Genomic DNA, 12,778 nt, shown 5'->3' with positions numbered 1-12,778 from the left:
TTCACTTCTTGCGCTTTACTTGGATGATGTACGGTTGCCACACCATCATCAGTTTTTTGATCAACAATGGCTTCTGGGTTATAGATAACAATCGTTTCATTCCCATAAGCATCTTCTCCGACAATATATTTAAATCCTTTACGATTCATCTTATTACACATACGTTGATACCACCCTTTGAAGCCTTGTTTTTCTTCACTTGGGTTGTAATAAAATGCATTCATTACCGCAGGTAAGCCTAGACCACAGACAATTCCAGATAGTAATACACTAATAAATGTATAACCAATCAAAATACTGCTGTATTGGCTCAGCTCAGGCACGTTAGCCACAGCAAGAATCAGTGCAAGTGAAATCCCTCCACGAACCCCGCCCCAAGATAAAATGGCTAAACTACCATTATAACTTTTCATACGGAAGGATGGGAAAAATGCAAATGCCAAAAAGTTTGCAGCAAAACGTGAAAGGTGTAGAGCAAAGAAAGCAACAATACCGCCTAAAATTAAGCTTGTACTCAAATCTAAAATAAAGATTTCTAGCCCAATAAGGGTAAAGAGAAATGAATTGATAATGCCTTCAACGGTATGCCAAAAATGGTTTACTTCTCGAATTTCACGATCTTGTAAAATCTCTTTCCATTTATTCCCAACAATTAAACCACCAATCACACAGGCAATAGGTGCAGAGGCGTGAGCAAATAAAGCCACCAAATATGAACCACATGCCAACAATGCAGTCGTTAAAATCAGCGATTCCATTTCATGCTTACCACGGAGTAAACGTAAAATCCCAAGACCAAATGCCCAACCAATAATGACCGCAACGACAATTTCATACAGCAATGTTTGTAAGGTCGCAATCAAACTAAAATGCTCACCTTCCAACACATTCAATAACGTCATAAATACTGCAATACACATGGCATCGTTAAACAAAGATTCGCCTTCAAGCTTTACAATTAAATGGTGTGGCGCACGAACCGAGCTTAGTACACCTTTAATTCCAATTGGATCCGTTGCACCTAAGGCAGAACCTAGTAATAGCAATACCAAAATAGGTACAGGATTACCTGTTAAATACTGAAAGCCAAACACTAAACCTGCAAAAAATAAGGCACAAAGTACTAATGCAATGGTGGCAAGAATACTAATTGGCTTCCAATAACTACGTAAATCTGAGACTTTAAATTTCAGTGCGGATGATGTCAGAATGAAACAAATCACGCCATTAACTAAAAAATCATAAAAGTCGATATGACGTACAGCTTCCTCAATATTATGAATATTAATAGAGACAAACTGATTTCCATTCAGCAGACTTGCTCCCCATTGCAATAGAAAGACAAAAATAGCCGAAACAAGTGGTACACCAATTGCCTGAGGAAATCCCAAAATACGTTTATTAAATATTGTTGTCGCAATGGATAATGCAAAAACGACTGTAAAAACTTGAAGAAAGAAATAATTACCCATGCGCGCCCTAATCTTTAATTGTGATTGATAATGAATGCCACAACATTTCCTAAATGAATAGAAAAATACCTACCATTCAACAAAAATATAATTTTACAAAAAATAGTAAACCACGTCGCATTTCCCGTTTATTTTTTAACATAAAAACTACTTTTTTCTCATACTCCCTGATCAAAAAATGCAATCCGATTATTTTTTACATAAAATTATTTTCAGCTTACAAATCGAGTTAAACTACCTGCATTACGATTTTTTGATCGTACTCCTGTTTCTGTGATATTCAATATGACTTTTAAAATGTTGTTCCGTTGTTTTTACGCTTTTGTTCTCATTTTAATTACAACCATGCTCATTTGGACTTGTGTTGTTAAAACACTTGAACTCACTCGCTCAAGTAATACTCCTGATCATGTTTCAACATTCAGTTCAAATACTCAAACAGAATATCGTTTGCTCAGTAACAATCAAAAGCCCGATAAAAAGTTATGGATTGTGATTAAAAATCAAGGATATATCGCTGAGTTAAATTGTGAACATTACCTAAAAACCTTATGCACCGATCAAGACAATCAACATCCATTCCGAAGAATTGATCATGTAACAGTTCAACGCTTTAATGACAAATATTATATTCAAGAGATGAGCTATACCAACACCCAAAATATGCAGCAAAATACTGTAAAATTTTCAGCTCAAGATATTCAATCTTTTCACCAAGCTGATCTCATTACTTTACGTAATCAGATCATTACTTTAAGTTTATTTGCTTTATTTGCACTATATGTTTGTTATCGAATTTTGCGAGACTTCCGAAAATTTTTAAATAAGTAATTTTATTTTCCTCATAAAAAAAGAGAGTACAAATACTCTCTTTTTATTCAAATATTTAAATCTTAAGATTTAAATGTGTCACACGCATTCACATCGCCACTTTTTAAACCAGTTTGAAACCATTGCATACGCTGTGCACTTGTACCATGCGTGAAACTATCTGGTACAGCTATACCCCGTGCTTTTTTCTGCAAATAATCATCGCCGATTTTATGTGCAGCATCCATCGCTTCTTCCACATCACCCTGATCTAAAAATTGCGTTTTTTGCTGTGTTTTATTCGCCCAAATACCCGCAAAACAATCGGCTTGCAACTCTAAACGCACAGACAATTGATTGCCTTGTACTTGACTCGCTTGTTGACGTGCTTTTTGTACTTGCGATGAAATGCCTAATAAGTTTTGTACATGATGTCCAACCTCATGTGCAATCACATAAGCCTGTGCAAAATCACCAGCCTCATCACGTGTTGAAAGCTCAGTCTGATTTTGCTCACCCGAAATATCCATTTGCTGACGCATTTCACGAAAAAAAGTGGTATCCAAATAAACCGTTTGATCGGCAGGACAATAAAATGGTCCCATTGCGGATTCAGCCGAACCACATGCAGAACGATCCCGACCACTAAACATCACCAATTTCGGTGGACTATATTGTGCACCTTGTTGTTGAAAAATTTGTGTCCATGCATCTTCCGTATCTGCTAAAACTGTACCAACAAATGCTAAAGATTCTTTCTGCTCAGCTGTCATATTTTCAGGTGATGCACCTTGTGTTTGCTGACTTGAAGTCACTTGTTTAGTCGCTTGATAGGCCATTTGAGGATCAACCCCAAAAAACTTCCAGGCTACAAAGGCAACAATTAAACCTAAAATACTAATGCCACCAGCCTTTGCACCACCGCCACCTCGACGATCTTCAACATTTTCGCTAACACGTCGCCCTTTCCAACGCATAATTTTTATCCTTATTTTTAGCCGTTGCCTTGATCATAACTGATCTATTCAACTTTATACCGTTTTCGATGATGAACGAATTTTTTGAATCAAACCAATCACCAATACAACCGCTAAACCAGCAATAAAACCAACCACAAAATTGATAAAAGTCGGCGTAATTGCCCCAATAATATTTCCAATCGCAGGAATCAGCTCCACATGATCTACAGCTTCTTCTGTCCAATGATGAAAGGTTGAAATTGCATGAGTAATAATACCACCACCCACAAGGAACATCGCAATCGTGCCAACAATCGTTAATGTTTTCATTAACTTTGGTGCAAATGCCAATAATCCACGCCCAATTTTTTGTTTAACACTTGATGCCTGTTCAGTTAAATACAAGCCCAAATCGTCAATTTTCACAATCATAGCAACAAAACCATAAACGCCAATTGTCATACCAATGGCAATCACTGAAAGTACGATGAGTTTCGTGCTAAACGTTGCTGCAACAACTGTTCCAAGTGAAATTACCACAATTTCAGCCGAAAGAATAAAGTCAGTACGCACAGCACCTTTAATTTTATCTTTCTCAAAGTTTACCAAATCAGTTTCTATAGTTTGAAGCTCATCTTTTGCTTCTTCTGTGGTCTTTGCTTTCTTGTGATGTAAGCTATGAAGTACTTTTTCAACACCTTCATAACATAAAAATAAACCGCCTATCATCAACAGAGGTGTAATTAACCAAGGTGCAAAAAAACTAATCGCTAATGCCAATGGCACCAAAATCAATTTATTGATAAATGAACCTTTTGCCACCGCCCAAACCACGGGTAATTCACGATCTGAACGTACACCACTGACTTGTTGAGCATTTAAGGCTAAATCATCACCCAATACACCCGCTGTTTTTTTTGCCGCCATCTTACTCATCACAGCAACGTCATCAAGGACTGCAGCAATATCATCGAGTAATATTAATAAACTACTTGCCATTTTTTTTCCTAATTTTTAGTTATGTCGCTATTTTAAATTGAAACCTGTGTTTTCTATAACTTATTTTGTACAAATATTTTAGTCAGTTGCTTCAGTTTATTTTTTCTCATGTCATTAAAACATAAGCACAATACACTTTGCCAAGTTCATTTAAATTCGTACTGACATAAAAAAAAATAATGCCGTACAATAAGCCCGAATTTAAAAACATGATGGTCGTTTTACGACGCTGGAATAAATAATGAGCACTCAAGACAATCGCCCTGTTATTTTGACAGGCGACCGCCCAACTGGACAACTTCATTTAGGTCACTTTGTTGGCTCTTTACGGTCACGTGTAGAATTACAAGATTCGCATCATCAGCACATTTTATTGGCTGATGCTCAAGCACTGACTGACAATGCTGATAATTTTGAAAAAGTACGTCGTAATATTATTGAAGTTGCGACCGATTATTTAGCTGTCGGTATTGATCCAACTAAAACGACTATTTGCGTTCAATCATGCCTGCCTGCATTAAATGAACTCACCATGTTGTATTTGAACTTTGTGACTGTTGCGCGTTTAGAACGTAATCCAACCATTAAATCTGAAATTCAGATGCGTGGTTTTGAACGAGATATTCCTGCTGGTTTCTTATGTTACCCTGTTGCCCAAGCAGCTGATATTACAGCATTTAAAGCCACTGTCGTTCCTGTAGGTGACGATCAAATTCCAATGATCGAACAAACTAACGAAATTGTGCGCCGTTTAAATCGTCAAATTGGTCATGATCTTTTACCTGAATGCAAAGTCTTGCTTTCAAATACAGGTCGTCTCCCTGGTTTTGATGGTAAAGCGAAAATGTCAAAATCGTTGGGCAATACCATTGTGCTTGATGCTTCTGACAAAGATATCAAAAAAGCAGTAAATGCAATGTATACCGATCCAAACCATTTGCGTATTGAAGATCCAGGTCAAGTTGAAGGTAATATTGTATTTGCTTATCTCGATGCATTTGATACCAACAAAGAAGAAGTTGCAGAACTGAAAGCACACTATCAACGTGGTGGTTTAGGTGATGGTACCGTGAAAAAACGTCTCGAAGGTGTGTTAAAAGAATTAATTACACCAATTCGTGAACGTCGTATGGAACTTGCTAAAGACCCAGATTACATCATGGATATCTTAAAAACAGGTACAGATAAATGTCGTGACATTACTCAACAAACCTTAGATGAGATTAAAGCAGGTTTGGGCGTATTTCATTTCTAAAGTGAATACGATGTGTATATTGATCTAGAACCTTGTCAAAGCCTTTTAAATAAAAGGCTTTTTCTTTTTGAGTATCTAACTTTTTTATGCAAATAAAACATTTTTTACGAGAATTTACACTTAATTACGTGAACACTGATGTTATTAAGCACTGTACTTTTTATACTTAATTTAAGTTCTGAATCTCCCCAGATTCATAACACTCTCCTTTACCGAAACTGAATATTCAGGTTCGTTGTTCCTACGCAGTGATTCCCCAATCATTGCGTATTTTTTTGCCAAAAACAGACAAACTTCAATAAAAATTAAATATAAAGCATTGATTTAATGAATTTATCACATGCATTTCAACTTGATCAAGTCGATTTAAAAATATACTATCAAGGTCACGCTAGATTTAATTGATCAATCAAAACCTTTTTTGAGCGTATAAAACAACGTGACTTTATTCACTCTCAAATTATTTTTAATGTAAAAAACAAAAGAGTAATTGCCCATGTGGGAACTTTTTATACATCCATCGAATCTCATTTTTAGTGTTTCTTTAAGCCTTATGGTTTTATTAGGTGTATTGGAATGTCTACTTTTGATTGTTGGCTCAAGTAGTCAAGGGTTTCTCGATCAATTTGTTCCTGATCAATTGATCGAAGCTCCACATTCTGAATTCGATGTCCACGTTGATCATGATGCTTTTGTTCAACTTCTTGATTGGTTGTATTTAGGTCGTATCCCCATGTTGGTGTGGCTCATTATTTTTTTAACCATTTACGCTTTAACAGGTTTTATCTTACAAAGCATTTTTTACAGTTTCAGCACGCATTATTTTCCACTTTGGATTGCTGCTCCTGCTTGTTTAATTTTATGTATGCCTCTTGTTCGTATCTGTTCAGCTAGCATGGCTAAGATTTTACCTAAAGATGAAACTACAGCCATTCATAGTGATGAATTGATTGGTCGTACTGCCATTATTATCTTAGGTGAAGCACGATTAAATTACCCAGCTCAAGCACGAGTTAAAGATCAATTCGGTCAATCACATTACATTTTGGTTGAACCCGAAATCGATATTATTTTTGCTCAAGGTCAAGAAGTTTTACTCAGTGAACGAACAAGCATGGGTTTTCGTGCACAAGCAATCACTTAAAGCTCTATTTATATTTAAAAAATTTAATGACAACTTTAATTTATATTTTCAACCATAATCACAAGAGAACAACATATGCAAAGCTCTAATCTTTATTCCATTTTGGTTCTTGCTGGCATTATTTTAGCCGCATTGATTATTATTGGGATTATTATTGCCCGTCTTTATAAACGCTCAAGTAAAGAAGTCTCTTTTGTCCGTACAGGATTTGGCGGTGAAAAAGTGATTTTAGGTGGAGGTGCAATTGTTCTACCTGTTTTACATGAAGTCATTCCTGTCAATATGAATACCCTGCGTTTAGAAGTTAAACGTGCCGCAGATCAAGCTTTAATTACCAAAGATCGTATGCGTGTTGATGTTGCTGCTGAGTTTTACGTTCGTGTTAAACCTACTGCTGAATCAATTGCGACTGCTGCTCAAACACTCGGGCAGAAAACCATGCAACCGAATGAATTAAAGTCATTGGTTGAAGGTAAATTTGTCGATTCATTACGCTCTGTTGCTGCTGAAATGGCGATGGAAGAATTACATGAAAAGCGTGTCGATTTTGTACAAAAAGTTCAGCAAGCAGTATCAGAAGAATTATTTAAAAATGGTCTTGAACTTGAAACCGTATCATTAACTGGTCTAGATCAAACCGATTTTAAATTTTTCAATCCACAGAATATTTTCGATGCTGAAGGTCTAACGAAACTGACTGAAACCATTGAAGATCGCCGTAAAAAACGTAATGGTCTAGAACAAGATGCAGACCTTGCCATTAAAACTAAAAATCTTGAAACCGAGCAAGCACGTCTTAAAATTACTCGTGAAGAAGAATATTCGAAGATGGAACAAATCCGAGAACTCTCTATTCGCCGTGCGGAGCAACAAGCTGAAATTGCAACTCAAGAATCTGAAAAGCAACGTGAAGCAGGCGAAGCAAAAATTGCCTCTGATCGTCAAGTCCAATTAAAACAAATTGCTGCCGATCGTGATATTGAAAATGAAAATATTTTAAAAGCACAAGCCATTCAAAAAGCACAAGTTGAACAAAAGAAAACCATTGAACTTGCTGAACAAGACCGTGCAATTGCGATTGCTGAAAAATCTCGTGCAGAATCTGAAGCGAAAGCACTTGCGGATCAAGCCCGTGCACAAGCAGTCAAAGCCGAAGAGGAAGTCACCACTGTACGTGAAACTCAACGTGCTGAACGCTTAAAGGCTGTTGAACTTGTTGCAGCCAAACAAGTCGCTGAAACTGATGCAATTGCTATTACTGTGGCAGCAGAAGCATCAAAACAAGCTGCTGTGGATGATGCCGAAGCAGTGCGTACTGTTGCCGAAGCCGATGCAGAAAAAATTCGTTTAAAAGCAAAAGGTGAAGCCGATGCAAAAATTTTGCTCGCTCAAGCACAAGAAAAACAATATCAAGTTGATGCAGCAGGTACACGTGCAGTCAATGAAGCCAATAATATTTTGTCTTCTGAGCAAGTAGAAATGCAAATCCGCCTAGCATTATTAAAATATCTTCCTGAAATTATTCGTGAAAGTGTTAAACCAATGGAAAATATTGACGATATTAAAATTCTTCAGGTCAATGGTTTAGGAAATATTGGCTCTGCAACAGTGAATGGTGAAGCGAATGATCAAGGTCAGGTTGCCTTATCAGATCAAGTGGTAAATAGTGCCCTACGCTACCGTAGCCAAGCACCGCTCATTGATAGCTTAATGAGTGAATTGGGTATTCAAGGTGGTGATATCAATGGAATGACGCAAAGCCTTAAACCTAAAGTTGAATAAGTTTCGCTGACTTTATTTCAGCAAATTTCTTTGAGTCAAGTCCTACCTTTTGCTTGAATTTTCTCATACGTATAAGTACTGAATATACAAAGTATTCAGTACTTTTTAATACCGTAAAATCATCATTTTAAAATTATAATCATTTATTTAGGTCATAATATTTTATTTTGGCTTCATTTTATCTGTAGCGCACCGTGACAGGCTTTATCGTAGATTCAAAAATTGATAAATTTTATCTTTACCTTATTTATGATGTCTTTTTGAGTTTATATTTTACCACCACAGGTTAGAGTACCTTTCATCATCCTGAGTGCTTAACAAAGCTATAGAATGCCATGCAAAAAGAGCTCTCTACCTTTTAATTTGCTTACGCCCTGTTAAGATTATTTTTCAAACAGTTGAATTTATTTTTAAAAGATTTAGAGTAATACATACTTTTTAAATTTTACGATTAAGCATAGAATCTCGCCCATCCATTTTTATAAAAATATGTGTGATGAAATTCTCATTTTTAATCATATGCTCAGCCATTTTAGCTGGGTGTACACTCGGCACACCCCGTGAACTCAAAAAAGCCGAAGTTATACTTAATCAATTTGAATGTAAAAATATTGAAACAGGGCAACTAAACCACAGTGCAATTACGAGCTATCATGAACGCACTCTATCGGTCAGTAAAGAAAAAGCATCGTCTTATGTTGAAAGTTATAAGGAAGGCGAGGAAATTTTTCGTATTCCCCTCGATCAAGTGGTTCAACAACAATATGATATTTATAAATCTGCTTGCGAATCTTTAGGCGGTGTATCAAAAATCAACTAAAAAGCATTTAAGATTTTAATTTTCAAAAATAAAAGACAGGTCTATCCTGTCTTTTATCATTTTAAATCGTCTTTAATACTTATTCTTGAGATGAATGATAACGGATATCAACACTGAATAATTCAGGAAATTTAGGATTGATCTGTGCATAAAAAGCCATAATTTCAGCCATGTCTTTTTCATAGTCGCCTGTTGGATAAATAATCTTCCCAACACCTGTAGTTTTTTTATCATAATCCATATATGCAAGAGCAATAGGTACACCTGCATTGATGGCAACATGATAAAAGCCTGTTTTCCATTTTTCTTGTTTAGCACGTGTTCCTTCTGGTGTCACCAACATCACTAATTTTTCATGTGTTTTAAATAAGTCTGACATCAATTCAACCATACTTGGGCGTGCTTCACCCTCTTTTTTAGGCCGACGATTAATACCTATGCCACCCATTGCACGGACAAAAGGACCCAATGGCAATTTCATATAACTGTCTTTAATAGTGATGCGAACATTCACACCTAAAGCTTTAAGTGCAAGACGCGCATACAAAGCATCCCAGTTACTAGTATGTGGTGCAGCAATCATGACACATTGATCAATATTTAAATCCCAATGATTATCAATTTTCCATCCTATCAATCCAAGGCTTTGTTCTGCCAATTTTTCAAACACGTTATATACTCAATAAAATAATGCGTGGATTGTAGCAACCAGATCAAAATATGAAAGCTCAATTTGACAGAAAATTTATCAATTAATATATATGTGTATAATTTTTTTAAGCATTCATAAGCACTTAAAATTACTTATTTTTTATTTTATTTTCATATAATGATTTTAATGTAAAAAATAAATAAGTTCGCCAAAAAAAAGATCACAATTATTCTCAATTTTATATATCAATACGTTTTTTATTCAATATTTTACAACCATAGAAGCAGAGTTTTGCCTATAAAATTTTTTATGTATTATGGCGAGATCCAACTCATAAAAATATATAACTCAACACAATCCTTTCGTATTCATGTCTATTTTTACATTACATACATATTCCTTTGAAAACATGAATTGTATTCTTATTCTGAAACCCTACTCATTCTACTTATTTTTTATAATATTAAATTGGATCATATGATGAAAAAAACACTCCTAATGATTTCTATACTAGGACTTACACTTAGTGCATGTTCTAAACCAACACATGAAGCAACTGATGACATCCAAAGTACGCCTCAAACACAAGCTGCAACGACACATGAAGCCGCAGTTCCAACTATTGACAGCGAACATAATGCACAAAACAGTCTAGATTGGGAAGGACTCTATACAGGTCTATTTCCATGTGCTGACTGTAGTGGTATCGAAACTCAATTGGAATTAAAACCCAATCATCAATATCAACTTACAGAAGTTTATCAAGGTAAGGGAGATGGTAAAGAGTTTAAATCTGAAGGAACATTTAGTTTTGACCCTTCAGGAACAATCATTACACTTGATCAAAATGCAGAAAAACGTAAATTTTTTGTCGGTGAAAATCAATTAGAAGCGCGTGATATTGAAACGGGTGAAAAAATTGAAAGTACACTTGCTGAACATTATGTTTTAACGAAAAAAACCGATTAACCTATGATCCAATTGAGTCTTGAAATGCTCAATTTTATTTATTTTAATGCATAAAAAAAACCCTGCTTGGCAGGGTTTTTTTTGAATCAATTTCGAGGATTAACCACCGAATTGGTTCATTGTGTTTTTAGCATCATCATGCGCTTTAAGTGCATTGTCGCCAGAGAAGATTTCTTTGTGATCATCACCGATATCAGAACCAGCCATTGCTTGGTGCTTAACAGCAGAGATACCACCACGGATTTCTTTACGTTGTACGCCAGCTACATAAGCCAACATACCTTCAGAACCGAAGTAACCTTGTGCAAGCTCATGAGTAGAAAGCGCTGCAGTGTGGTAAGTCGGAAGTGTGATCAAGTGATGGAACACACCTGCTTCACGAGAAGCATCTGCTTGGAAAGTACGGATTTTAGCATCAGCATCAGCAGCTAATTCAGTAGCATCGTACTCAGCACTCATTAATTTAGCGCGGTCGTAAGCAGAAACGTCTTTACCTTCAGCAACCCAACGGTCATAAGACTGTTGACGGAAGTTTAAAGTCCAGTTGAAAGATGGAGAGTTGTTATAAACAAGCTTCGCATTTGGAACTGATTCTTTAACACGGTTAACCATGTGAGCAATTTCTTCAACGTTTGGCGTTGCAGTTTCGATCCAAAGAAGGTCAGCACCGTTTTGAAGGCTAGATACGCAGTCAAGTACAACACGGTCAATTTGAGTGTCAGCACGGAACTGATACAAACCAGAAGCTAAACGCTTAGGACGGTGTAATTTACCGTTACGTTTGATTAAGATTTCGTCTTCTTGAGCATCAGCGATGTCAATTTCAACTGTGTCTAAGTAGCTAATGTACTGAGAAGCGATGTCACCTGGCTCTTTAACCACTGGGATTTTTTGAGTTAAGTCAGCGCCTTCAGAGTCAGTACGTGCAACAATGATACCGTCATCAAGACCCATTTCTAAGAATGCATAACGTAATGCATGGATTTTAGCGATGAAGTCTTCATGTGGAACTGTTACTTTACCAGCTTGGTGACCACATTGTTTAGCATCAGATACTTGGTTTTCGATTTGTAGTGCACATGCACCCGCTTCAATCATTTTACGAGCAAGTAAGTAAGTCGCTTCTTCGTTACCGAAACCAGCATCGATATCCGCAATAATTGGAACGATGTGAGTTTGGAAACCGTCAATTTGAGCAGTAATTTCTTTCGCTTTAGCTGCATCGCCTGCTTCGTTTGCTTTTTTAAGCGCACGGAACAAATCGTTTAATTCTTTCGCATCAGCTTGACGAAGGAAAGTATAGATTTCTTCAATTAACGCAGGTACTGAAGTTTTTTCGTGCATAGATTGGTCAGGAAGTGGACCAAATTCTGAACGAAGAGCAGCAACCATCCAACCAGAAAGGTAGATATAACGACGTTCAGTTGTACCGAAGTATTTTTTGTTCGCAATAATTTTTTGTTGTGCGATGAAACCGTGCCAGCAACCCAAAGACTGAGTGTATTTGCTAGAATCAGCATCATAAGCAGCCATATCTTGACGCATAATCGCAGCGGTATATTTTGCAATGTCTAAACCAGTTTTGAATTGGTTTTGCATTTGCATACGTGCAGCATCTTCTGGGCTAATATCGCGCCAAGTGCTTCCGAATTTTGCTTTTAATTCGCGGATTGCATCTACTGCTGTTTGATATTGAGTCATGATATTTCCTGTATATAATTTTAGGATTTCATCAATTGAAGGGCTAAATCGAAATTTTAAAAACTGTTCAGATTTAGTACACCTCGTTGCTATGGACTTAGCTTAGTTTGAGTCAAATAATTTATCCAATATCTTGCTGTAATTTTCAGTATTTATTTAAAAAATATATAGATCAAAGTCGTATTATAATTAGAGTTGCATTTAATAAATATATG

Annotated in this window: 11 protein-coding genes; 6 read left to right on the top strand and 5 right to left on the bottom strand. The window is 36.2% G+C overall.

Annotated elements, in window-relative coordinates; genetic code table 11:
• Positions 1-1,472: cation:proton antiporter (locus ACK1JC_RS14695; protein ID WP_409512618.1), on the bottom strand; the 1,472-nt coding region annotated here is incomplete at its 3' end.
• A gap of 285 nt (positions 1,473-1,757) precedes the next feature.
• Here ACK1JC_RS14695 and ACK1JC_RS14690 point away from each other — a divergent pair.
• The gene (locus tag ACK1JC_RS14690) at positions 1,758-2,303 is read left to right on the top strand and encodes a hypothetical protein (RefSeq protein WP_409512617.1); all 546 of its coding nucleotides are present in this window, start codon (positions 1,758-1,760) and stop codon (positions 2,301-2,303) included.
• A gap of 62 nt (positions 2,304-2,365) precedes the next feature.
• Here the strand turns inward: ACK1JC_RS14690 and ACK1JC_RS14685 are convergent, their stop codons facing one another.
• Positions 2,366-3,259, bottom strand: coding sequence for a neutral zinc metallopeptidase (locus ACK1JC_RS14685; protein WP_409512616.1), 894 nt, complete (start codon positions 3,257-3,259; stop codon positions 2,366-2,368).
• 54 nt (positions 3,260-3,313) lie between these two features.
• Entirely contained in the window at positions 3,314-4,240 is a 927-nt protein-coding gene (locus ACK1JC_RS14680; RefSeq protein ID WP_409512615.1) for a DUF808 domain-containing protein, read from the bottom strand.
• A gap of 241 nt (positions 4,241-4,481) precedes the next feature.
• Between ACK1JC_RS14680 and trpS the strand changes: the two genes are divergently transcribed.
• The 4 genes from trpS (at position 4,482) to ACK1JC_RS14660 (ending at position 9,241) form a co-directional block, all read left to right on the top strand.
• A complete protein-coding gene (gene trpS / locus ACK1JC_RS14675) occupies positions 4,482-5,495 on the top strand; it encodes a tryptophan--tRNA ligase (protein ID WP_409512614.1) in 1,014 nt (337 codons plus the stop codon).
• Positions 5,496-5,991: 496 nt separating this feature from the next.
• Complete coding sequence (locus tag ACK1JC_RS14670) at positions 5,992-6,639, top strand: YqiJ family protein (RefSeq protein WP_409512613.1); 648 nt, start codon at positions 5,992-5,994, stop codon at positions 6,637-6,639.
• A 75-nt stretch (positions 6,640-6,714) separates the two neighbouring features.
• Positions 6,715-8,421 (top strand): flotillin domain-containing protein, encoded by a 1,707-nt coding sequence (locus ACK1JC_RS14665; RefSeq protein ID WP_409512612.1) that lies wholly within the window; start codon positions 6,715-6,717, stop codon positions 8,419-8,421.
• A 496-nt stretch (positions 8,422-8,917) separates the two neighbouring features.
• The gene (locus tag ACK1JC_RS14660) at positions 8,918-9,241 is read left to right on the top strand and encodes a hypothetical protein (protein WP_409512611.1); all 324 of its coding nucleotides are present in this window, start codon (positions 8,918-8,920) and stop codon (positions 9,239-9,241) included.
• 79 nt (positions 9,242-9,320) lie between these two features.
• Here ACK1JC_RS14660 and ACK1JC_RS14655 read toward each other — a convergent pair whose 3' ends face one another.
• Complete coding sequence (locus ACK1JC_RS14655; RefSeq protein ID WP_409512610.1) at positions 9,321-9,911, bottom strand: 1-acyl-sn-glycerol-3-phosphate acyltransferase; 591 nt, start codon at positions 9,909-9,911, stop codon at positions 9,321-9,323.
• Between the two features lie 462 nt (positions 9,912-10,373).
• Between ACK1JC_RS14655 and ACK1JC_RS14650 the strand changes: the two genes are divergently transcribed.
• Positions 10,374-10,862, top strand: coding sequence for a copper resistance protein NlpE (locus ACK1JC_RS14650; protein WP_409512609.1), 489 nt, complete (start codon positions 10,374-10,376; stop codon positions 10,860-10,862).
• 99 nt (positions 10,863-10,961) lie between these two features.
• Here the strand turns inward: ACK1JC_RS14650 and ACK1JC_RS14645 are convergent, their stop codons facing one another.
• The gene (locus ACK1JC_RS14645; protein ID WP_409512608.1) at positions 10,962-12,563 is read right to left on the bottom strand and encodes an isocitrate lyase; all 1,602 of its coding nucleotides are present in this window, start codon (positions 12,561-12,563) and stop codon (positions 10,962-10,964) included.
• Between the last annotated feature and the right edge of the window lie 215 nt (positions 12,564-12,778).

The sequence above is a fragment of the Acinetobacter sp. TY2 genome, from assembly GCF_046269225.1.
Taxonomy (GTDB): Bacteria; Pseudomonadota; Gammaproteobacteria; order Pseudomonadales; family Moraxellaceae; genus Acinetobacter.
This window is presented reverse-complemented; position numbering and strand designations above follow the sequence as displayed.